Origin of the sequence: Rothia endophytica (genome assembly GCF_039543885.1) — a bacterium.
GTDB lineage: Bacteria > Actinomycetota > Actinomycetes > Actinomycetales > Micrococcaceae > Rothia > Rothia endophytica.
In genome coordinates this window covers 40,313-61,294 of the sequence record NZ_BAABKP010000004.1, presented here as the reverse complement: position 1 = coordinate 61,294, position 20,982 = coordinate 40,313, and the positions used below count along the sequence as shown (strand labels likewise).

The 20,982-nt window shown below is 52.8% G+C and carries 23 protein-coding genes and 1 pseudogene; 2 read left to right on the top strand and 22 right to left on the bottom strand.

Features of this window, described 5'->3' with window-relative positions; all coding sequences use genetic code 11:
- From ABD982_RS09110 to ABD982_RS09080, 7 genes are read right to left on the bottom strand one after another with little or no spacing between them, the layout of a single operon-like run.
- Nucleotides 1-2,118 carry a hypothetical protein gene (locus ABD982_RS09110; RefSeq protein ID WP_345446680.1) on the bottom strand — a complete coding sequence of 706 codons (2,118 nt, stop codon included), beginning with the start codon at nt 2,116-2,118 and terminating at the stop codon, nt 1-3.
- A 2-nt stretch (nt 2,119-2,120) separates the two neighbouring features.
- Nucleotides 2,121-2,522, bottom strand: coding sequence for a hypothetical protein (locus ABD982_RS09105; protein WP_345446677.1), 402 nt, complete (start codon nt 2,520-2,522; stop codon nt 2,121-2,123).
- Nucleotides 2,519-5,041, bottom strand: a complete 2,523-nt coding sequence (locus ABD982_RS09100) for an ATP-binding protein (protein WP_345446674.1) — start codon at nt 5,039-5,041, stop codon at nt 2,519-2,521. The genes ABD982_RS09105 and ABD982_RS09100 overlap by 4 nt, the downstream gene beginning before the upstream one ends.
- Nucleotides 5,038-5,661 carry a hypothetical protein gene (locus ABD982_RS09095; protein ID WP_345446672.1) on the bottom strand — a complete coding sequence of 208 codons (624 nt, stop codon included), beginning with the start codon at nt 5,659-5,661 and terminating at the stop codon, nt 5,038-5,040. The genes ABD982_RS09100 and ABD982_RS09095 overlap by 4 nt, the downstream gene beginning before the upstream one ends.
- Nucleotides 5,662-5,675: 14 nt before the next feature.
- Nucleotides 5,676-5,897 carry a hypothetical protein gene (locus tag ABD982_RS09090; protein ID WP_345446670.1) on the bottom strand — a complete coding sequence of 74 codons (222 nt, stop codon included), beginning with the start codon at nt 5,895-5,897 and terminating at the stop codon, nt 5,676-5,678.
- Complete coding sequence (locus ABD982_RS09085; protein WP_345446667.1) at nt 5,894-6,970, bottom strand: conjugal transfer protein; 1,077 nt, start codon at nt 6,968-6,970, stop codon at nt 5,894-5,896. The genes ABD982_RS09090 and ABD982_RS09085 overlap by 4 nt, the downstream gene beginning before the upstream one ends.
- Nucleotides 6,967-7,353, bottom strand: coding sequence for a single-stranded DNA-binding protein (locus ABD982_RS09080; RefSeq protein WP_345446664.1), 387 nt, complete (start codon nt 7,351-7,353; stop codon nt 6,967-6,969). Before ABD982_RS09080 ends, ABD982_RS09085 begins: the two co-directional genes overlap by 4 nt.
- A gap of 156 nt (nt 7,354-7,509) precedes the next feature.
- Here ABD982_RS09080 and ABD982_RS09075 point away from each other — a divergent pair, with 156 nt between their 5' ends.
- Nucleotides 7,510-7,884: an ArsR/SmtB family transcription factor gene (locus ABD982_RS09075; protein WP_345446661.1), complete on the top strand. Its 375-nt coding sequence runs from the start codon at nt 7,510-7,512 to the stop codon at nt 7,882-7,884.
- Here the strand turns inward: ABD982_RS09075 and ABD982_RS09070 are convergent.
- From ABD982_RS09070 to ABD982_RS09015, 12 genes and pseudogenes are all read right to left on the bottom strand, one after another.
- Nucleotides 7,832-8,734: a replication protein RepA gene (locus tag ABD982_RS09070; protein WP_345446658.1), complete on the bottom strand. Its 903-nt coding sequence runs from the start codon at nt 8,732-8,734 to the stop codon at nt 7,832-7,834. The two genes, ABD982_RS09075 and ABD982_RS09070, sit on opposite strands and share 53 nt — an antisense overlap.
- Nucleotides 8,735-9,617: 883 nt before the next feature.
- On the bottom strand, nt 9,618-9,842 hold the full coding sequence (locus ABD982_RS09065) for a hypothetical protein (RefSeq protein WP_345446656.1): 225 nt from the start codon (nt 9,840-9,842) through the stop codon (nt 9,618-9,620).
- A 97-nt stretch (nt 9,843-9,939) separates the two neighbouring features.
- Complete coding sequence (locus tag ABD982_RS09060) at nt 9,940-10,548, bottom strand: nucleotide-binding protein (protein WP_345446654.1); 609 nt, start codon at nt 10,546-10,548, stop codon at nt 9,940-9,942.
- A 141-nt stretch (nt 10,549-10,689) separates the two neighbouring features.
- Nucleotides 10,690-11,148, bottom strand: coding sequence for a hypothetical protein (locus tag ABD982_RS09055; protein WP_345446651.1), 459 nt, complete (start codon nt 11,146-11,148; stop codon nt 10,690-10,692).
- Nucleotides 11,149-11,347: 199 nt separating this feature from the next.
- Nucleotides 11,348-12,388, bottom strand: coding sequence for a DinB/UmuC family translesion DNA polymerase (locus tag ABD982_RS09050; protein WP_345446648.1), 1,041 nt, complete (start codon nt 12,386-12,388; stop codon nt 11,348-11,350).
- A 143-nt stretch (nt 12,389-12,531) separates the two neighbouring features.
- Nucleotides 12,532-13,866 carry an MFS transporter gene (locus tag ABD982_RS09045; protein ID WP_345446837.1) on the bottom strand — a complete coding sequence of 445 codons (1,335 nt, stop codon included), beginning with the start codon at nt 13,864-13,866 and terminating at the stop codon, nt 12,532-12,534.
- Between the two features lie 245 nt (nt 13,867-14,111).
- On the bottom strand, nt 14,112-15,233 hold the full coding sequence (locus ABD982_RS09040) for a hypothetical protein (RefSeq protein ID WP_345446645.1): 1,122 nt from the start codon (nt 15,231-15,233) through the stop codon (nt 14,112-14,114).
- Nucleotides 15,234-16,106: 873 nt separating this feature from the next.
- A complete protein-coding gene (locus tag ABD982_RS09035; RefSeq protein ID WP_047118356.1) occupies nt 16,107-16,436 on the bottom strand; it encodes a helix-turn-helix domain-containing protein in 330 nt (109 codons plus the stop codon).
- Nucleotides 16,437-16,438: 2 nt separating this feature from the next.
- Entirely contained in the window at nt 16,439-17,584 is a 1,146-nt protein-coding gene (locus ABD982_RS09030; RefSeq protein ID WP_239464103.1) for a tyrosine-type recombinase/integrase, read from the bottom strand.
- A 117-nt stretch (nt 17,585-17,701) separates the two neighbouring features.
- Nucleotides 17,702-17,968, bottom strand: a pseudogene (locus tag ABD982_RS09025) (Y-family DNA polymerase); the annotation flags it as partial.
- The gene (locus tag ABD982_RS09020; RefSeq protein WP_425570040.1) at nt 17,961-18,203 is read right to left on the bottom strand and encodes a LexA family protein; all 243 of its coding nucleotides are present in this window, start codon (nt 18,201-18,203) and stop codon (nt 17,961-17,963) included. The pseudogene ABD982_RS09025 and the gene ABD982_RS09020, both read right to left, overlap by 8 nt.
- A 24-nt stretch (nt 18,204-18,227) precedes the next feature.
- Nucleotides 18,228-18,395, bottom strand: a complete 168-nt coding sequence (locus tag ABD982_RS09015) for a S24/S26 family peptidase (RefSeq protein WP_345446634.1) — start codon at nt 18,393-18,395, stop codon at nt 18,228-18,230.
- 255 nt (nt 18,396-18,650) lie between these two features.
- On the opposite strand from ABD982_RS09015, the gene ABD982_RS09010 reads away from it, so the two are divergent.
- A complete protein-coding gene (locus ABD982_RS09010) occupies nt 18,651-19,400 on the top strand; it encodes a formylglycine-generating enzyme family protein (RefSeq protein WP_345446831.1) in 750 nt (249 codons plus the stop codon).
- A 460-nt stretch (nt 19,401-19,860) separates the two neighbouring features.
- On the opposite strand, the gene ABD982_RS09005 is transcribed toward ABD982_RS09010, so the two are convergent.
- The 3 genes from ABD982_RS09005 to ABD982_RS08995 all read right to left on the bottom strand — a co-directional run bounded on the left by ABD982_RS09005 (nt 19,861) and on the right by ABD982_RS08995 (nt 20,665).
- On the bottom strand, nt 19,861-20,013 hold the full coding sequence (locus ABD982_RS09005) for a helix-turn-helix domain-containing protein (RefSeq protein ID WP_409349939.1): 153 nt from the start codon (nt 20,011-20,013) through the stop codon (nt 19,861-19,863).
- A 125-nt stretch (nt 20,014-20,138) separates the two neighbouring features.
- Complete coding sequence (locus ABD982_RS09000; protein ID WP_345446631.1) at nt 20,139-20,360, bottom strand: hypothetical protein; 222 nt, start codon at nt 20,358-20,360, stop codon at nt 20,139-20,141.
- Nucleotides 20,357-20,665, bottom strand: a complete 309-nt coding sequence (locus tag ABD982_RS08995; RefSeq protein ID WP_345446628.1) for an ArsR/SmtB family transcription factor — start codon at nt 20,663-20,665, stop codon at nt 20,357-20,359. Before ABD982_RS08995 ends, ABD982_RS09000 begins: the two co-directional genes overlap by 4 nt.
- Nucleotides 20,666-20,982 lie beyond the last annotated feature (317 nt).

Genomic DNA, 20,982 nt, shown 5'->3' with positions numbered 1-20,982 from the left:
TCAGTTTCCTGTTCCTCTAGCTCTCATAGCTGCCTGACGGACTTTGATTGCTTTGGGCTTCATCTGTCGCGGGGCTGTGGGGTTAGCCCTGCGTGAGGGCGGGGGCGTTGTGCGTAGCCCGTTTTGGATGGGTGCCGGTCGCAGTGCCCGTGGCTGGTGGTTGCGCTGACCGTTTGATGCTGCGCTTGTAGCGGGGTGGGTTTCATGTGCTGGTTGGTGCATGCTACCCCTACTACTGGCGGGACGGCCGGCTGCCGATGCCGGATAGTTCTCGCGCACGGGCTTTGTCCCTGACGATGAAGGCGCAAAAGAGGGAGCACCTGCTGTACTCGGTGCCCTGTTAGACGATGGGCTAACAGTTTCTCGATAACCAGTTCTAGGGGAGTAACTTCCCTGACGTACGACACCGCTAGCAGGCGCGCTCTGGTGGAAGTTACCGGCATTTTTCCCTGTCTTATTCATCCCCATTGGGGGGTTAATAATAGTTGGGGTATTCGGTCGGTGGGTTTGTGGATTTACTGGGTGTGATGAACTGTGTAAACGGTTGTGGTTGGTGAGTTGGCGGGTTGTTGCGTCCTGGCGGTGCATATTGCGGTTTAGCCCGTTTGTCCTACCTTCTGCCCCCTGAGTGCGGTTGGTATTACTCATAGTGCTGTTGTTGCTGCGGGCACTGCGGTAGCTCATAGCACTGTTAAACATCTTCCGCATCGTGACAGCCTGAACCATGCGCGAGAGCGAACGCCCAAAACCGCCGCCGCTAGTGCTAGCACTGCCGGTAATAGTTGCCACGGTGTGCTTAAGTCCAAAAGCTGCCAACAGAACAACTAGAGAAACAAAGAACTGCCGCCCCCACGTCATATCTGACATGCTGATTTGGGTAACAACACCGATAGATACTGAGAGCATCAGCATTGCAATAATGTTTGCCATAACTGCCCCGCCGAGCATCATTGCCCAGGTAATAAGCCACGAGCGGGTAACGCCTGGAATCATGCCGAGCGGTAGGAAAAATACACCGAGCAGAAGAAGCAAGAGAGCTTGGAAGAAGGCAATCACCGCGCTAAAGACGAGGGAAGCAATCAAAAAACCCATGATAATAACGAGTAGACAGGCAATGATGGTTGAGCCTAGTTTGTGAGACCACGCATCTCCGGTGATGATTTGACCGGCTGCTGAGTCCTCCCCTACCTCTTTAAGAACGGTGTCTTCTAAGAAAGTTTTTTTATCTTTGCTGGTTTCTTTTGTTAGAAGCTCTTTGCCGTAGGTCTTGCATGTCTCTACTGACCCGAACTGAGCTACACACCAAGGAGTAACCACCATTTGCCGCCACACAGCATCGGTAGCCTGACGGGCGAACCCCTGAGAATCGGTATTACCGCTAAAGCTCACGTCCTGATATTCAAACGGCGCGGTCGCTGACCCGCCACTACTTGTACTAATAGCGGTTACTACCGTGTTACCGGCTGCGCGGGCAGTCTCAAGACCAGAAACCCAGACATTGGGAAACAGTGCAAGTGAAATAGCTGCTACTGCTGTAATGACCAATGTCAGAAGACCATTTAGCACCGCTTTTTCTCTGAGGTAGTCAAAGTAGGTAAAAATTGCTCCCAATGCCAAGCAGGAGGGAAAGAGCCAGCCAAGGGATTCTGTAGCGGCTGCGCTTAAGAACGGTGAAATGTCTAAGGTATCTTCAAAGGCTATGGCTGACCCTAGAAGCCAGCTCATAATGGCAACAATGATGTAACCAATCTCCGCTACGGTGAGCATTACAGTTGAGGCTAGCCCGGTCATAGTGGCAATAACCGGGTTAGTGATACCGCCTTTGGTGGACTCGACAGAATAGGCGCTAGTAGGTACATCTTCCACGAGGGTTTTAGCTCCACCGTTTGACCAGTCTTCTAGGGGGATAAGTGAGCTGATACCGGTACCGCCGTCTGCTGCCTGGGCTAGGGCGGTGCCTAGCCAGAAGGTGACAAAAAAGGTGGTAAGAAAGATTTTCCAGCGGCGCTTATCCATGGCTCTAATGCCCCGGTATAGGGCTACGAGAGGAACCCACCGCCAGGCTTTTTTACTGGTCTCTAAGAGGCGGGCTGTTGTTGTTGGGTCGAGGGTCTTCATGATTAACACCCAACGCCGGTATCTTCACTCAGTGCCCAACAAGCAGGGTCTTTTTCTGCAAGGTGTTCTTCAGTAATAACGTCGTATTCTTCGACTTTCCATTCATCATTGACTTTTCTCAGACCGAATACATCTTTATTCCCTTTTTCATCAGGAATAACTACGGCGTAACCGTCTTCTTTCCAAGTAGTAACTGACTCAACCTCTGTGGGGTGCCCTGACCAAACAACTTGGTCAGTTTGGTTGTTACAGTCCGACCTTCCTAAGGTCATTTCACAACGCTCTTTCTCGGTGCCAACAACATATGCTTGAGCAACCTTCACAGCCTCAGACTCAGCAGACGAACAACCCGTCAAAACCAAACCCAAACCAGCAACTACAACCATTCCTGCTACACGTTTCACGCTGCAACCTCCACATTCTCTACATCAACATTCATTGCAAAATCTTTAGGGTCAGTAGACATCAACCGCGCTACCTCACCAGACGGGAAATCAAACTGAACAACGGCCACACGCTCGCGCCAGTCCCTCACCAGCGCCCGCCCCTTAATGAGCTGGTCACTCTCCGGGTCAGTCGCCAACGAACGAATACGCTCACGGGTCTCAGCATTAACCGGCAAACCTAGGAGCTTCGCCGCCGCGTCCTGCTGCTCTTCTGAGGTGAACTGAAAAATCCGAACCCCCGATAGCTGCTCAACCAAACCCGGCATAGATGCAATAGATGTGCAGTCCTGGGTGTCATACGCCAGACCAGTGTTAAACGCACGTCCCATACGCGCCACTTGGTCAAGGAATGCCGCCCCGTTGGTTGCCCGCATCATAATGTGAACCTCAGGAACAGCCACCAACTTACGCATAGCTCGCAAGCTCTTTGCTGAGGAAACATGCAGCGCAAAATTAGTAATGCCCTGAATGAGTGCCACTGATAGGCGGTTTTGCGCGTCCCAGTCAGCAAAATCAAGGTTTTCATTAGGCAAAGAAAGGTTCTGAACCTGAATAATCCACAAACCGGGCTTATCCGTCAGAGCTATATCACCGGTCGGCTTGCCCAAGACAATCTTGCCCACCGGCGTTTTTGCTAGGTCTTTGAGGTACTCAGCAAAAGAACGAACGTCCTTATCCTCAGCCTGAGCCATGCGCTCAATAACTCCATAGGTTGAAGGGTCCTCAGCTTCTTCGGATTCTTCGGTGGCGTAGCGCAAAGATGCTGAGGTTGCCACATCTACCTGTCGGCGGTCTTTCGCTTGCATCATCAAAATGGACTGAACGGCAATAGGGGCTTCTGCCCTGCCCAAAGCGCGGAACATATCAGCTGCCCCGCTGTGGGTCTCGTCCAGCTCAATCACGCCAGAAGGAACGCCATAATGTGCCGCCACTAGAGAGATACCGCCGCAGTCTCCTTTGGGGTCGAGCATACAGAACCAAGAAGACTGTTCTAGTGCCTGAGAAACCATCTCAAGGCCCATTGCAGTTGTCTTACCGCGTCCGCTTCGTCCTGCATAAGCTGTTGAAGTCGTATCACCTCGTTCACCAGATGATGCAATAGCAGAACGGAAAACTTCGGTAGTCGTTCCTGAGGTGTAGCCAACCGCTCCCCCGGCGCTGTCACCGACTTTAGAACCTGCCCAGAAGAAAGACCCATAAAAGGCAACATCCGTTTGAACGTGCCCCATATCAGTAACTCGCACCGAATCCCCCGGCATGTTCTCAAGCCAGAGATCACGCTGTTCATCTTCACCGCGCGAGAGCAAGATTTCCTCCTGCATAAAGAAGTCAGTCACCGCCTGAATATTGTCCTCAAGCTCCTCACGGGTAGGCGCTGAGATAATCAAGCGGCTATTGTGCTCTACAAGGTAAGTACCACCACGGCGAATATCTTTCAGCAGCGCCTCGTTTGCCAGCTCCGCATCCTCAATCTCTTCACTGGTCTCACCAGCAGAAGTTTTAGATGCACTTTGACGCTGTTCTTTAGCAGTACGCCGCGCCTCGTTCACCTGCTTAATAGCGTCCTTTTTAGGCACGTTCTGGAAACGAATCGACACATCAGCATAAACAGGTACTTGTACCGGCTCCCCGGCATCGTCTTGCTCCATACGGGTGATGTATGAAAGCAATGTTGCCCACTCTGAATTACCCGGCGCGGTGACTTCTTCGGGCATATCAATCATGGGCAAGATAGCCTGGTACATCACCGGCTCCCCTGCCTCATTCAGCAGCTCTAAATGGTCTGAATAGGGAATGACCTTTGATGAAAGAAGATGCTGCAACCCTGCCCCGGTAATCTTGCCCTTAGGCGGTACAGGAGCTTTAGTTCGCCCGGTTTCCCGTGAGAGCATCCAGGCAATTTTTTCAGCATCTGCCAACTTAGCCTTAAGCGGTGAGCCGCCTAAGGTCTTCAAAATACGGCGGGCGCTGCTCATGTAGTGGGTTAGCTCTTCATCGCTCAAAGGGTCTGCATGTAGACCGGTTGCAGCGTTAGCACCGCGCTTAATCGCCTGAGCTGTTGCGGTGTCGCGTTCTTCCAGTAGAACTCCCAGCATCACATGGCGCTGCGGCAGCCCTAAGGCATCAATACGCGCTGCGTAGTCCTGTGCCCACTTATCACCGTCTGCATAATCAGCATCGTATAAGTCACGTACTGACTCGTAATACTGGCTGCCATCGATTTTTGACCACATAATTTTTAGGTGGCAAGGTGACTGCCCTAAAGCCTTAGACGAGGCGCGAATAACCTTATCTAGCTCTGATTCCCATGCCTCATTACTAGCCGTATCAAGGTTAGAGATACCCAGCTCAAACCAGGCTTCGGCATGAAGAGCAGTAACGAGCAAACCATCTGCAATAGTGTGATAAGCCGGCGCCGGTGCGCTACGGGCATCATCGAACCCAAAAGCACTTTTGACCTTTGAAAATATTTTCATTTCTTACTCTTCTTCTGCTGCATCCGCTGACCAACTGACACTAGATAATCAGTGCCCATCAGGTAGGCAGTAGGGGCAATTTCAATCAGCTTTCCAGAGGACTGTTTATAGGCTGTTGTTCTTGCTTCTTGGGCGTATCGTGCGGTGAACCCAAACCCAGGAATTTTAGCGACTTCTACCCAATCCAGTTGCCCATTACGCTTGACCAAAAAATTTAGCCGTAGCGCACTTGCCAACTTGCCAAGGTTGGAACGCTGCACCCAAGGGATGTACTCGGCTTTTGATGCCCTGCGGGCACCGGCTCGAACAATCGGACGGTGCCCCACCAGAACATAACGAATAGCTAAAATCCACTGAGTAAAATTCATCCGCCGGGGATTTTTCTCGCTCTCACTAACTCCATACTTAAGAAAGAGAACGGGAGGCAGCATATACGCCAGCATGTTTCCCTTAGTTGGTGTCCCTATCAGTAGAAACATGATTAACACCCACGCCGGGATAATGAAAAGGGATAGTAACAGGTCTTTACGCCGTGGCCCTTCCCCCAAGTCAAGCCCCAACATTTCGTGCTGCCGGGTCTCTATTTTTAGCTGCTTAGTAACTGTGCGACCGGTACGCATACCTCACCTATGACCTAACCGCCAAAAGCCAAAGTAGCCAGGTGCCTAATAAGGGCTACCGCTGAATCATTGGCGTAGACCAAGAAACCAATCACTACGGCTACAGCCAAGTTGGTGATAAGGTCGCCCCAGTCTCTCTTGGCATAGGCACCCAAGGCGCGAGCCACCATAATAACGATGAAGAGGTTTCCCGCGATGACGATAAACCAATCTTTTAGACCTGCAAAATCAGTCATGATTCACTTCCTTTAATTTCTAGAATTTGCCATTTGGCGGACTCTCCGCCACTGACTTTCACCAGTTTGACCTGGTAAAACTGTGTGAGCTTCGCGCCGTTTGAGCTGTATTCAACAACTGCCCAACCTTTGCGTGTATCGCTGTCCCCGCCTTCAACCTTCCAGCTCGTCACCTTAGGTTCTGAGACAATCCCACCAAGACCGGTAACAGTCGAACCGGGGGCTGTAATGCTAGATAGGTTGGTTTGCTCTGCGTAGCTGGTGAAAAAGGCTTCAATATCGGCGCGGGTATCTGCTGCCAAAGCGCTATCTTGGTTTACCTCTTCACTCACGGCTACTTCCGGCGGGCTTTGCAGCCCAACATATGCCGGGGTTCCGTAAACGGCTGCCCCTTCATCTGTAACCTTCACTGCCAGCTCTAGGGCTACGGGCTTCGTTCCCTGTTCCTTATCGCCGTCATAGCTAGTGACGTTTGCCTGAACAGTGACGCGCGAACGCTCTGCATCTATCGGATCAACCTTGATAACTCGCACATTGCTAGCCTCTTGATGTCCCTTGCCGTCCCATCCAAGTTTTGCCTCAGCTACCCCACCTGAATAGTAGGGTGCCATAGCCTCAGCCCGTGCCGCTTCCTGTCCCTCCTTAAGGGTAAGGAACGCGGGGGTAAATCCTTCGGCTACGGCTTCGGCTGCTTGGCTGGGGTAGATTGCCTCTAGCGGTATCTCAACGTTAGTTTCAGTATCGAAGCCAAAGACCGCCGCACGGAAACCAATCCAGCAAAAGAGCAGAATAAGACCGATAGCTGACCATCTCACCAGCTTTTTCCACGGTGAGGCAGTAGCAGCGGGGGCAACTGCCTGCCACAGGGTTTCCTCTTCCTCGCTAGGTGAGGTGGCAGGTGTTGGGCTGCTTGGTTCTAGCAAGCTATCCCAACTATCTGCGCTCTGTTCAGTCACCGGGGCTTTAGCTGCGGTAGTCTGCTGTTTCTTGCCTTGTAGCCGTTCCTTAATGCCCGGTATCTCGTCATCCGGCATATTGAGAACTACGGCTTTAAAAGTTCTCCATTTGCTCATAGGGGGTTTTCTACCTCCGCGTTACCTGCCGGTGCTGCCGCATCAGTCTGCTGCTTTTTCTGAGGAACTGCTAGATCGAGCCCTAGATGCTCTACGGTGACAAAACGGGCTGTCTTTTTCTCCCCGTCCTTTTCGTAGTTTGATTGCTCCCATCTACCCAAGATAAGAACAGCATCACCTTTGGTTACTTCCTGCCCAATACGGCGGGCGAGGTTTCCCCATGCTTGGCATGTGACCCAAAAAGTTTCCCGTTCTACAAAATCGCCGTGGGCATTGCGGTAACGGTCAGTGATACCGAGCCGAAACCTAACAAGGGTTGAGTTCGTGGTTTCTTGAACTTGTAGGTCATTCCCTATAAAACCAGCGAAGGGCGCTAGCGTCATGGTGTTTCTCCTTAGTGTGAATATAATTAGTTATGTACGTTTGACGTGGGTATTCATAGTTATTAAGAGATTCACATCGCTTCCTTATATTCTTGGTATAACAGTCGTTTATTGCTCTATAAGCCAGTTATTAGCCGTTTTGACATACTAAATTTTATGCCCCACATGCACACGATTCATGACCAGTCTGTAACGGTACGAAGTGCCATTCTTGTTTTCGGCAATACCCTGCGCGTGGGGATTATCCGCCAGCTCTACCTAGGTAAAACCAGCCGCCGCGAGATAGCTAAAGCTTTAGCCGTTACAGAAGATTCCCTCTCCCGGCAGATTCCTCTTTTAGTAGATCACGGGCTAGTGACCTCCGAGATTATCCGGGGCGAGGTCGGTAGACCCGTAAAATACACCTTGAACAAAGAGGCAACTCGCGCTCTCTTTTCTGCCTTAGAGGACTATTTCCGTGGTGCATCTTCGCCCTTATCTACTTTTGAGGCGGAAGGGCTGAAAGGGAACGACGTAAAACAAGACCTTTAAAGCCTTTAACCTTGCCCTGACCGGTTCCCATCTCACTAATATTTGCGCCGGGGTAGTATTCCCGGACGGTTTCAAGAGCAGCCCTAAAGGACTTCTTAAACTCTGCGAGCCGCTGAGTTTGTGAGCCAAACTGAGTAAACAGTTGTTCCCAGGTGATATACACCGGGGCAGTAAGTGAGTTGAGACGGCTTGAGAGCCACAAGTAAATATCTAGGGCTAGAGGAGACTTAGTTTCTTGAATCAATGCCCGCCAGGTCTCAGTAATAATAGGGACAGCGTGACCGGTAATCACCGACTGATAAAAATCATCCGATAGCAACAGATAAGACTCGCGTTCTTTAATATCTGCCTTAGCGTCAAAATGAATTTCGCGCCCGCTTCCTACTTTGAACTCAACTTCGGTAACAACATTGTCACCGTTCCCTGCGGGAGTGATAAAGGATAGTTGCACCGACATTGAGAGCACTGCACGCAACTGGCGCACTGCCTCTTTAGCGTTTCGCTGGTTCCACTCAATGCCTAAATCTGCCAGAAACCCGCGATAGCTCTTAGCTAGCTCAATACGTGGTGAGCCAGTTTTTTTAGCCTCCGTTGTGACATACAAGAGGGCTGCCCTGGCTAGTTTGCCTGAAGGGATAAAAGATTCGCGGCTGCCGTCTGGATTGGTAATAATGCCGGGGGTGATACCAAGTGTCCAGGTGCCGTTTTCGCGGATCCAAATTTTCTCTTCAACTGCACGGTAGGGTAAGCAGCAGTAAATAAATTGGGCCGGGTAAAAGCTCTTGTGGATTCTCTCTACTTCCCCGTTAGTGGGCTGTAGTTGGTGCAATGAGCTGGTAATATCATTCATGGTCTTACGCCTAGTGATCTTAGGTGTTCGGCTAGCCTCCACCTTGCGCAAACAGGGTGGGGGCATTTTTTGTGCCTGGTCTTCCCTCAGACTATTGTCCCCCCTTATCACGTGTCAAGCACATCACTTAATCTACTTACCAGTAACTTAGTTACCCCTTATGTAGGAGTGGGACATTTGGGCGGAAGCTGAATCTTACCCACATGTGGATAATCAGAGTGACCCTAAGCACATAATTGTTAAATGGGGTGGGACATTTACCCCAAGGTAAGCAAAGTAGTGGGACATTTACCCCAAAGTAGTGGGACATTTACCCCAAAGTAGTGGGACATTTACCCCAAAGTAGGCATGTAATAAGAACATTATTTACCCATGTCATAGCCTGATTTTTGCCTCATTTTTTGAGGCACTACAAGAAGCTATTTTCAAGAAGCTTTTTACATTTAACCTCCTACTTAACGCGCGAAAGTTCAAAGCTGGGGATAACTTTTCTGTGGATAAGTTCCTTCATGGGGGCTAGCGCCGCCCCCAAACCCCCGGCGCAAGCGCCCGCTTGACCAGCTGCCGCGCGAACACTCGTAGCCTCTTTGACGCGCAGAGCGCGACAGAGGCAACGGGGTTCGCTTGCCCAAGAATCCGTGAGCAGCTAAATCAGGGGCAAAGGAATAGCTACAGATTGATAGGCACATTAAGAAATACGTAGCAAACCTCGCCTATAGTCCTGAAATGACTTTCTAAGGACTTGGTTTTGAAGTTGGTAAAAAGTTCCTTTCTATGCCTATAGAAACGCTCCTGGGGGCCACTGTGCAGCCTGAGAGTACAGCTAAGGGGCGTACCTATAGCAGATACGCCCCTTAGCTGCCTTACTTAGAGCCAAGCTACGTCATAGAAGATTCTTCTCTAGGATTTCGTTTATGATCGCGGTCATGTCGCGTTCTTGTTCAAAAGCTTGTTTACGTAGCTGCTGATAGGTCCCCTCTTCGATGTTGAAGGTAAATTTTCGAGTCGTTGAGGGGGCTTTTCGGAACACTGTTTCTGTGTGTGCAGCTTCTCCCTCATTCTTTTTCTGCGCTGTTGCTGTAGAAATTTTCTTCGCTAAGTTGTTCATGATTAGGTAAATCTCCTTAACATAAAGCTGTATATATTGTCGTATGGATAGCCGTATATATGGTTATCCATATAACCAGATTTGCGGATATATGGGTTTATGGATTGAGTGCTTTAAGCGTCTGCGAAAGTTCTGTGAATAGGTCTTGATACCCACCTAAGTCTCCGGTGTGTGTATCTGCAAACCAAAAGTTTTGCACCTGTTGCTTGTTGGGCACTTCTGAATCAAAAACCGGTAAGTCCTGGTCTTCAATAGCCTCTTTGATTGCTTCATAGGTCTTGGTTGCCCGTTTATCCCAATGGCACAAAAATAGGGCTGCGGGGGTGTCTCCGGTCGTTCCTAAGGTTCGTACCGCGCGGTTGAAGTCTTCGGGGGCAACGGGAGAAGGAACAATAACAAAATCTGCAAGCTCAATAGCCTCATTGATAACCGCAGGATCACCCGGTGGGGTATCAATGAACACCCATTCTTCAGTTGCTTTAGAAATAACTCGTGAAAGCATCACGCGATTAACAGGCGTAACGGTATAACGGCGGATAGGCTCACCGTTTTCTTCAGCTACTTCCTTCCACTGGGTCGCAGATCCCTGGGGGTCGGCGTCAATAACAAGGGTGCTATGTCCTGCCCGTCCGGCAGCTTCCGCTAAAAGCATTGCTGTTGTGGTCTTCGCTGCGCCGCCTTTGGTGGTGGCAATAGTGACAATCATGGTTCACCTTTCGGTATGGCGATACATCTAACCATACCACCGTATATGTATATATATGGCTATATGGTTGCTAATAGGAGTATGCGTGTCATATTTAGGTGAGCTGTCAGTAATTAGTGAGCGAACGGCAACGGCAAGTGATCAAGACTTTGAGCGCTTCTGTTGACCGGTGCCTGTGACTCCCTGGAAGAGACCTACTGAGCCTAGAATTGCAGTGAATCCGGCTAGTATGAACGCTAATACTGCCCCTACAATTCCCCAGCCCCCAGCATGGATGAGGCTGATGGCTAGCAGTCCTATGAAATAGGTTGCCACCAAGAGAACTATTCCGATTGAAATCGAATTCCAGTCCTTCTTTTTCGTGCTTTCATTTATGATTTTTTCGGCATCGATGACTGTGATTTGTTCGTAAATATCGCGAGCCTTGAACCCCTCAGGCAGTTCATTAAGTATGCTTATATTTTTTTCTGCCACCTCCTGGAGTGCCTTGACTTTTTTGTTTTGAAGCAAGACTGCGCCGAGGAGTGAGACTATTGCTGCCAGGAGTGAGTACACTCCGCCAGGAAGGGATGTAGCTAAATCTTTTAGTTGATTCACCATGTTTGATCACCTTGTGTGCGGCTTGGTGTCGGACTGCCGCCCTTCGCTGTTATTAAAGACTAGTGTACTCCGCTGTTTGTGAGGGTGGCATAATGTGTGTTGGTGCCAGTTAGTAAGTGTGCTTTCAATAAATTCAACATGTTCAGTACGTTACAGATATCTGGAAAAAAAATATAAGTAATGTCCAAATGATGGGTATTTATATGCTAACCCTTACTAACTCCCCCCAGTGCGTAGTCCCTCGCGGTGACAGCATATCCCGGCGCATCTCCCAATTAGCCGGAGCCGCAAACCCAGCTAACCCCAACCCCAAAGAACCAGCCCCACACTTCTCCTGAACCTGGCTCAATAACCCCGCAATATCTCGTCGCTCATGCACATACCCCAGACCCTCCAGAGGAATATGCACCCCGGCAGGCACCAAATCAGAGAGCATCACCCCAGCCCGCACATAAGACACAGACCCAAAATCAACCTTCTCCAGAAGCTGCACAGCAGCACGGGTCAGAATCATCGGATCTGCGGTCTTACCCGGCAGCTTGATGTGAACCGCAGGATAATGGGACTGCCCCGAAGAAAAAGGACTGGTGCCACAAAAAGCAGTCAGCAGTCCTGCTAACTGCTCACCCCTACTCAGTCGCCCCGCTGCTCTTTGGGCATAGATACTAAGAACCTGCTGCATCTGCTGCCGGGTCTCAACGGGCATTGAGAACGCCCGCGAGTAAATCAGCTGCTCTTTGAAAACACGCTCCTGCTCCAAGGGAATAGCACTCACCCCGTTGAGTTCTAGCACGGTTCGCATGAGAACCACACTGAATTTCTTGCGAATGATATGTGGGGGCGCTGCTGCCAAGTCCCCTATGGTTCTGATGCCCATTTTCTCTAACTTAAAGGTAGTACGCGCTCCGACTCCCCAAGTTTCGGCGGCAGGCAGGGTAGCAAAAAGAGCTTCCCGGCGCTCCTTCGGCAAAGCATCCCAAACACAGACCCCACCTAGTGCAGGTACTTTTTTAGCCGTCTTATTAGCTAGCTTGGCCAGGGTCTTAGAGGTGGCAACTCCAACACAAACCGGAACTCCTACCCTGCGGGCCAGCTGATTCTTGAGGTTGCGGGCTAGGACCTTGGCTTCGGTAATTGATACCGGGGCGGTTAAGAATGCCTCGTCAATGGAGTATTGTTCAAAATCGGCTGCCTGTTCTTGCAGCACACTACTGGTAATGGCGAATATCGATTTGTTCACTATTGGCTTGTGCTGATTGCGCCCAGCAGGATATACCCTGCTGGGCGCGTCGTGGGCCTATCACTGCGCTGTGCCAAGACGGAGAAGACGGTTTCACGATGCGCCCAGCATTTTTCACGGGGCTGACTCGGATGGTTTCGTTGCTAGGCGTATTCCTCAGCACCATGACGCGGCATGGATATCCGCATGGCTATCAGTCCTGCCCCGATTAACCCGATGATGGCAAACGCACTACTGAGCAGAAATGGGTCTATTCCGAAAGAAGCTCCAGAAAAGCCGAGACCGATGTAGAGGGTGATGCCTGCTGACCCGCCGAGCTGATCTGCCGCCCGCTGGACTCCAGAAGCTGTACCGGCATCCGATTCGGTCACTCCAGTAACAGCCGCGTACTGAAGTCCGACTAGCCCAAAACCCATCCCTACGGCGATAAGAACCATAGCTGGAATCATCGCAATAGCCGCAGCCTCTACGTAGGTGACGATGGCGATAGCCACCATCCCGAGAGCCGTAAACCCGATGCCGGTCACGGCGCAAAATCGCGCGCCCCATCGTCCGAGGAATCGAGGTACCAAGGTTGCGGCAGCAACAAGCGAGATCGCTAGTGGCACCAGCGTCAGTCCTGTGGTCAACGGACTGAGCCCCAGCCGGTTCTGTAGGTAGAAAGTGAACAGCAAAAACGATGTGGACAAAGCACCGCTGAGCAGAGCAGTCGCAAGATTGGCCCCCACTCGCGTTCGGTTGCGGAAGAACTCCAGGGGTATCAGCGGATTCGTGGCCCGTCGTTCAACGACAACAAACATATAGGCGGCTATCACAGCTGCAACTAGCACGACCACGGCCGCCCAACGGGGGATTCCGTCAGTCTCTCCTGCTTCGACGATCCCGAATACCAACAGAAGTGGCGCAGCTGTCAACAGGACCGAACCAGGAAGGTCGAGTTTCATACGCCTTCTTGGCTGGTCTGCCGGGATGAGAATGCCCGAAGCGATGAGGACGAACACGATAAAGGGTACCGATACAAGGAAGATCCAGCGCCACCCTAAAAACTCAGTGATGACTCCGGAGAGAATGAAGCCAAGCACAAGCCCGCAGCTAGCAACTGCCGCCCACACGCTCAGCGCGCGTGATCGTCCACGACCTTCGGGGAACAAGAGAACAATCACAGCCATTGCGGCTGGCAAAGCCATTGCTTCGCCTGCCCCTTGAAGCAGCCTCGCGGTTACAAGAATAGGATACGTAGGGGCAAGTCCCGCCAGCAGTGAAGCGAGGCCGAACACAGTTGTGCCGATCATTAACAACCGGCGCTGCCCGAGTAGGTCCCCGAGCCGGCCGCCAAGCATTAATAGACCGCCACCGGTGATCGTGTACCCGACGACAACCCATGTCAGTTGTCTAGCATTGGCACCGAACTCGGCACCGATGGACGGAAGGGCAACGTTCACTACGGTCACATCTACCGCGATCAAGAATTGCAACATGGAAAGACAGGCGAGCGTCACCCAAGCCCGCACCGCCGTGGTTTTAGATTGAGAAGAAAGATTAGTGGGAACCAAGTCGTGCTCCATCGTTCAGAAGAACTCCGGGCAGCACTAAGCGCCGCTCCGGACTGGCCGTAGAGCGGCGAAGCATCTAAAGATTAAAGGACTACGTGCTCCGCCGCTAGCGGAGCATCTTCGTCACGGCGGCTGCAGCCGCAGAGGAACCTGCCATACCCTGGATTGTATCAGTTCCGTGGCGGATATCTTGCCGGGCAAGCCTTCGTGCGTAGTGCAGGATATGTTGACCAGTCGCGGTTTGCTGCTGTTGCCCAGGCTGCAGCTGAGACGGTGGAGATACCGAGCAGATCCGATAAGAGTGGCACAGGTATTTCAGCGGCAAGTTCCAGGAGTGCGGCCGAACGAGAACGATTGACCGGAATACCCAATCGATTCAACCGGCTTCCTAAGGCCCCTGCGGTGAGGTGTCTACCTGGCCACCTTCCGGGGAATATCCATGTGTCATTTATATCCCGGTGAGTTCTGGGTGGGTTCTGGTACAACAGCGTGACAGCATGCCCGAGTTGTTCAGGCAGCTCAATAGGATCATCGGCGAGGGTGACGGAAACGCCTTGCTTGCTGAAATGCACCGCAGTACGTGGAATGGCGACAATACGAGTCAGTGGTTGTCCGTATAACAACACAAATAGTCCTGCGACACGGTCTTGCGGTTCTAGGGTTTGATCTCGGAGCAACCAGCGCGCTAGATCCCAGCGTTCATCCGGAGGCATCGAACTTACGGGTTCTCTTTTTGGACGATATGATGAGACAGCTGTAGCAAGTCCATTGTCTTTAAGCCATCGCGTGAAGTGGCTTATGTGATCATGCCGGTTCGCTGAGCCAGCAACGTAGGCGTCGAGCACGCGTTGGGGCAAGGTCAAGGTCGTATATCCCTGCTCCTCGACGAATTGAAGGTATTCAGCACAGGTCTGTAGTCGAGATCGGAGCCGGTGAAACCGGTTATTGGGATCGGTAGGTCGTATCGCGTACCCTGCCCAGGGTTTGGTCGAGAGCCCCCATTGCGCGTATCGGCGCAGCAACAACCGATGAGTCGAGTTGGTCTGTTCCGAGAGCCACGAGGTCAACCAGAGGTAGTATCGTTCCTCATTGACATCGATGTCTGGGAGCACGCCGGAGGTCACGAGCAGGCTCAGTAAGAACGTTGCCCCTTGTTTTCCTCCGCATCGGGTAAAGATTGCCTCGAATTCTAGGGGCAACTGCCCGGTGGCTAATTCTCGCAGCACCGCAGCACTGACACGGTTGGTGTATTGCCACCCCATGAGGGAGTCAGCTCGCGCAGGCCCTTCCAATAAATACTTTTCTAACGGTCGAAGCTCAGGCCGCACAGCCCCGTCGGCATCTGCCAGCATCGTTCGGATTGTTTCAGGGCGGTGGCATTCGATGCACAGGTGGAACTTGCGCACGTTCTTCACTGAACCGCATCCCGGACATGCTAAAACTTCGGGTTGACCTGCGCACGAAGCACAGCACAGTTGGTCGTTTACAATGTGGGTGAGGAATTTCTGTTCACCACAGCCTGGGCAAGGCCGAGGATAACGCATCCCGTAGTAGCAATTGGGACAGATCGTCTTCCCTTGCAGGTGTAGGGCTATGGGTTGAAGACGTTGACAGCCGAAACAATCAGCCTTGGGACGCTCATAGCAGCGATTGCAGACCAACGTTCCGTCTAAAGCATTCTTAACAGAGGTTGTCTCCTGACAGCGATGGCATACGCCAAAGGAGCGTGGATCGAGCCTCCAACACGGTCTGCAAAAGTACTGTCCATCAAGGTTTTTATGGATGGGTCGCCGTTGCCCGCAGCCAACACATGGTCTCGCTCGATAATTTTTCTCGCATCGAGAACAGTGGCGACCTCCTTGAGGAGCTCGATGCGGCAACTGCATCTTTCGGCCACAACTCTCACATCCCGGCACCACAATCGCCACGGCCCCAGCCTCCCTGAGAGCAGCGGTCAAGGCTTGAACCGTCACGGGCACGTTCGGGTCCTCACCAGTCAGAATCCCGGGCCGTTTACTGATCGCGATGAACAGCCTCCGACGCGTCCGATGGACCGGCGCAATAGAATCGATCATGGCGGCCAGAACACTCGGCGCAATTTCTGGGACATAAGGCTCCAGAATCAAGACAATGTCTTGTGTCACTGTATCCATAAGGAGCTTTCGTTAGTACTTAGGCCGTCTGATCCTGGCCCGCACCGGACGCAGATCACCAATAGGCGCTTTACTACCTTCAGCCACAGCAGTCTTCGGCGCTTCGACTTCACGCCGCTCCGTCACGATCAACTCATCCTTAGAACACTCCAGCGCATCACACAGCGCAGACAACACCTCCAGACTAATGCGGCGAGGTGGCGTTGTGACCAACCGATACACTTGCTCCCGCGACAGCTCAACGCCTCGCTCGGCCAATAAAGGGCGAAGATCAGTCGTTTGGAATAGCCCTTTCGAAGCCATAATGGCTCGAAGGTTCCACGTAGTATGCAGCTCAATCATTCCTACCCCTCCTCCTCGGTAATTTTTCGCAGCGCCTGGGCCAAAATTCTATTCTTGAAATCTCCACTCACGGAGGTATAAATCGAGGTGGTAGACGAGTGCTGGTGCCCCACTTGTTCCTGCACGAAGCGGTCAGCATACCCATGTTCAATCAAATGCGTGACATACGAATGCCTCAGACTGTGCAACGTCAGCTCTTCCGGCAACCCAGCTTCGGCACGAAGCTCGGCAAATCGGCGATCAAGATAACCCCCAGAGATGCGAGTCCGTCGCTCGGTAACCCAAATAGCATCGAGTTCTCCTGGATCAAACCGATCACGGCCTTGTTCAACCCACTGCCGCATACCCGGTACCCACCAATCGAATTCTGGCACGAGCAAAACAGTACGACGTCGAGGTGCACCGCCGCCGGCGGCCTTGCCCCATCGCACATGCAAAGCCGCATAACGTCCCCACTGTTTAGCTTCGGGATTGTAGTGCAGATCCGCAAGATCCAACTGGGCTAACTCATTTCGTCGTAGCCCAAAAGCATAAGCTGTTTTGAATATCTGAGAGTCTCGAAGCGCGGCCAGCGCGCCCTTCTTCCCTGACGCAGCGAGTTCTTCGACTTTGGCATCGGCCGTGTCAAATAGGGTTTCAACCTCGTCGAAGGACAGAGGACGACGTTTTCCAGACCCCTCATATTGAGCCTTATGTGCCACCGTATTCCAGGGCAGACAAACCTGTACCGGGTGGCTACCAAACTGGTTTTCACAAATCTCCACCCAGTCATAATTCGGATCAATCAAATACGCACAGAACGTCTTAATAGCATTGTGATTGTGCCGCATAGTTGAAAGCGACTTGAGCCGTTGATCTGGCCCCGAAATAAACTCTTCGACATCTTGAGCATTCCACTCCCACGGCATCCTCCCAGAAAACTCCTGCAACCGCAGGATCAGACGCCGCCGAGTCGCAATAGTCGTGGAACGCAGCCCCCGACTGCGCTGTTGGCTTTCCCAACCACCAAGCATGGCCTCAAACACCGTCGCTTCCGGCGTCACAAACGCCACATTGGACGAGTCCGACACGGCGCGAAGAGTCCGCATTAAATCATCTGAATGTTGCACCACATACAACAATGTAAGGGCGCATGCATCAACGGTCAATAGCCGACCGAGAAGACTTGAACTACACTGGGTAAAACTGCCCTCGCAAATGAGAATGATCGCTTATTGCCGAGTCAAAGAATGATTGCGAGTTGCATTTCGCACAACAGTCGACGGTTTCATGACCCGGTTTGAAATGTCCCCATAGAGCTCATAGTTAGATGAACGGGCAATAACCCCTTGTGCGGCCGCGCGTAGCTCAACCTTGAACCAGGGGTCGCCCATCCTATAGCCCAGGGCTTTAGCCTCAGAGGATAAAGCAATAACGCAACCGTCATTATTAGAAAGCACCACTACCGGCTTACCCTCTAGGGAAGGGTCAAGAATCCGCTCACAGGCAACGTAGCAGCTGTTAATGTCAATGTGGAATATCAGGTTAGACACGGTGTAGGCATCGGGTGACTACCCCGAAAATCGTGAAATCTGATTCTTTGGGGATAGGAATAGGTGGGTAAGCATTATTTTCGGGTAACAGCCAGCCTTGGCCGTTGCGGTCGATACGGAAGCGCTTGATGGTGAATTCGCCATCGATTGCAGCGACTACTACCGAACCTTCTTTCGGAGTGATCGAGCGGTCCACGATGATTTCATCTCCATCGGCTATTCCGGCGTCAATCATGGATGAGCCAGTGACGCGGAAGATTTAGGTTGCCGCGCGGTCGTGGAAGAGGATGTCGTTCAAATCTATATCGACGGCTGAGTAGTCTTGGGCTGGGGAGGGGAAGCCTGCGGGCAAGCGGGTTTCTGGGGCTTGGAGCATCAGTGAAGCGGTGCTATCGAGTTTGGCGATGAGGTGAGCGTGCATAGTCACATGATAGTACATGTGTTCTATCGGACATAGAATATGTGTACTATATGGTGACCATGGTTGTATCAAAAACGATTTTAGGCAGTTTTGATTACAGCCAGGTTTTGATACAGACTTTTGATACAAGCTAATCCCTGCCTAAAGGCGGGTGTAACTGGCGGCGGTAAATGTCGCGGTTTTCCGAACGCTTAATGACATAGCTGACCGCCGTCCTAGGAAAGCGTCGAATCGCATGAAGGCTTGGCATACACTCATTGCATGCAGTTCTCTCGTATCCCTCCTGGGCTGGTTCGTCTCACAGACGCTCGACGCGGCACCGAGAGGCACGTCGCCCTCATTTCATTCTGGTTGAGCACAGTCACTGTTAGCACGACCGACCTTACGGCGGGACGGTTCACGGAAACCACTCCCGGCGATTGCTCTTTACCCGCGGCTGGCGTGAAGTGGCGAGAGGCCGTCACCTGGTGCAATAGTGCATCCGAACACGAGGGGTTGCAGCCCGCCTACCTCATCGGCGGTGACACTGTTCAGTGGAATCCACGGGCCGAAGGGTATCGACTGCCTACCGAAGCCGAATGGGTTCACGGTAGTTTGGGCGGTTCTACAGGGCCCCGACACGGTCCCCTCGACCAGATCGCTTGGACAGAAGAGGACGGTACGACCGGCCCGCAGCCTTCTGCAGGCAAAGACGCTAATGCATACGGACTCTTCGACACGCTCGGCAATGTCTGGGAGTGGTGCTGGGACCGTCTCGACCCTGCGCGGTACGGCGACTACAGAGTCCTGAAAGGTGGCGGTTGGGCAGACCCTCGATGGAGTTGCCGGGTGGGTGTCCGTCGAGGGAATGCACCCGATGCCATCGTGGACGATGTCGGATTTCGTGTTGCTCGCGGAGCGGTGTCTCTGAGTAAGATCGCCGACGGCGGACAGGGTTGGTCGGAGCATGCCGACCGTCAACGCGCGAAGCTCGACGGTCCGTTGCCCGTGGGCTGGACACCATTGAAATAAACACATCACAAACGTCCAATTTGAGCGGCTGCAGATACCTGCGAATGAGCGGCGCTAGTGTAGAAAAATGCCTCTCGCCCCTGTGACCGGAGCCGCGCGACTCAACAGTATTGCAGCTGGGATCGTTCCGCGACTCTTGGCAGACGGCTGGGAAGTCGTCACTAGTGACCTCGATACGGGCGATTATCCCTGCGATATGTCCGACGATTCAGCGCCGGCCGCCCTCATCGAACGAATCGTGCGTGAGCGGGGACGAGATCTAAGCACTCGTGCTCTGCCACGCCCACGACGTCGAATCCGGCATCCTCGACACTACGGCAGAGAGCTTCGATAGGCACGTCGCCGTCAACGCCTGAGCGACCTTTCTGCTCAGCGTAGTCTATTGCTCCGACGAGTTGCCCACGCTGTAGAACGGTCAGCAAGGGCAGGGAGAGCTGTAACCCTTACTGAGTAATGTTAATTAGGGAAGTTTTTTGATCCGTCGATAGAGCGTCGCACGAGACATGCCTATGTCTTTGGCGACTTGTGTTGCTGGCTCACCGGCCTGAATGAGCTTGGCTGCCTCGAGCCCGGGGCACTCGACGCACCAAAGTCCGCGGCCGCCGGCCTGGATCGCTCACAGGTCACCGGAGCGGACGAGTGCGTAGGGCTGGGAGCGGCCAATGGACATGATGGTCTGCACGCCCTCCAGCGTCATGAAGAGGGGCGTGGCGGTCACCGGCTCTCTGGAGGGCCTGATTACTCGGGGACCTCGCTGAGTTGGGCCTCAATCCGATCCAACCGCTCGGTGATGTTGCGTAGGTGCTCCACGATGAGTTGGTTCGAACCATCGATCGCCGTTGCCGTTTCGCGTCGTGCGCTGGTGACGGTGCGTACCACCCAGACAGTAAGAGCAACGAAGATCGCGAGTGGTAGTGCGACGGCGAGGATGATAACAAATAGGGTAGCGGTAAGTGTCACGAAGATTCCCTTTCCTTTTCTTGATTAATTAGGTGCACAATGTGGTCTGGAGTTATTTCAAGCTGAAACGGAGCGACCCAGTAGTGCTTCCTCACTCGGCTCTCTCCGAGCTGTTCCAGGCTACTCTCGATGAGTCGAGCAGCTTCCAAGCGGTTGAGGTGCTGGTAGAGCAGTGGCCGAGACATCCCGAGTCGGCGGGCCAGCTCACTGACATGGGTCGACTCCGTCTCTAGGGAGGCGATAATTCGCAACCGAGGCTCACTTCCGAGAGCACTGAGTATCTGAGCGAGCCGTGCTGCGTCCATTATCCCTCCGAATCGTAATCGAACGATGTCATGTGTAAGTATATGCTTACAGTCAGCGGTGCGCAAGTTCTACCGGGTCTGGCGGAGACGCTGGCTGCTCACCCGAGGTGGCCGGTCGGACTGCGGGCCGGCCTGCACCGCCGGCGAGTACGGGAGGGGTCGACCTCATGGGGTCGCCTCCTCCTTGCGCGCGACGAGCTGCGCAGTCTCCTCGCCGCAGCGCTGGATGGACGCCTCAAGCTCGGGGTGCTCGGCACGCAACTGCCCACGGCCGCCGACTTGGATCGAGCGCAGCTCCCCGGAACGGACGAGTGCGT

What these genes read in the sequence shown, in the direction of transcription:
- ABD982_RS09110 (WP_345446680.1), bottom strand. Translation starts at nt 2,118, where the DNA reads ATGAAGACCCTCGACCCAACAACAACAGCCCGCCTCTTAGAGACCAGT.
- ABD982_RS09100 (WP_345446674.1), bottom strand. Translation starts at nt 5,041, where the DNA reads ATGAAAATATTTTCAAAGGTCAAAAGTGCTTTTGGGTTCGATGATGCC.
- ABD982_RS09095 (WP_345446672.1), bottom strand. Translation starts at nt 5,661, where the DNA reads ATGCGTACCGGTCGCACAGTTACTAAGCAGCTAAAAATAGAGACCCGG.
- ABD982_RS09090 (WP_345446670.1), bottom strand. Translation starts at nt 5,897, where the DNA reads ATGACTGATTTTGCAGGTCTAAAAGATTGGTTTATCGTCATCGCGGGA.
- ABD982_RS09085 (WP_345446667.1), bottom strand. Translation starts at nt 6,970, where the DNA reads ATGAGCAAATGGAGAACTTTTAAAGCCGTAGTTCTCAATATGCCGGAT.
- ABD982_RS09080 (WP_345446664.1), bottom strand. Translation starts at nt 7,353, where the DNA reads ATGACGCTAGCGCCCTTCGCTGGTTTTATAGGGAATGACCTACAAGTT.
- ABD982_RS09075 (WP_345446661.1), top strand. Translation starts at nt 7,510, where the DNA reads ATGCCCCACATGCACACGATTCATGACCAGTCTGTAACGGTACGAAGT.
- ABD982_RS09070 (WP_345446658.1), bottom strand. Translation starts at nt 8,734, where the DNA reads ATGAATGATATTACCAGCTCATTGCACCAACTACAGCCCACTAACGGG.
- ABD982_RS09065 (WP_345446656.1), bottom strand. Translation starts at nt 9,842, where the DNA reads ATGAACAACTTAGCGAAGAAAATTTCTACAGCAACAGCGCAGAAAAAG.
- ABD982_RS09060 (WP_345446654.1), bottom strand. Translation starts at nt 10,548, where the DNA reads ATGATTGTCACTATTGCCACCACCAAAGGCGGCGCAGCGAAGACCACA.
- ABD982_RS09055 (WP_345446651.1), bottom strand. Translation starts at nt 11,148, where the DNA reads ATGGTGAATCAACTAAAAGATTTAGCTACATCCCTTCCTGGCGGAGTG.
- ABD982_RS09045 (WP_345446837.1), bottom strand. Translation starts at nt 13,866, where the DNA reads ATGTTGCAATTCTTGATCGCGGTAGATGTGACCGTAGTGAACGTTGCC.
- ABD982_RS09035 (WP_047118356.1), bottom strand. Translation starts at nt 16,436, where the DNA reads ATGATTGAGCTGCATACTACGTGGAACCTTCGAGCCATTATGGCTTCG.
- ABD982_RS09020 (WP_425570040.1), bottom strand. Translation starts at nt 18,203, where the DNA reads ATGATTGACGCCGGAATAGCCGATGGAGATGAAATCATCGTGGACCGC.
- ABD982_RS09010 (WP_345446831.1), top strand. Translation starts at nt 18,651, where the DNA reads ATGCAGTTCTCTCGTATCCCTCCTGGGCTGGTTCGTCTCACAGACGCT.
- ABD982_RS08995 (WP_345446628.1), bottom strand. Translation starts at nt 20,665, where the DNA reads ATGGACGCAGCACGGCTCGCTCAGATACTCAGTGCTCTCGGAAGTGAG.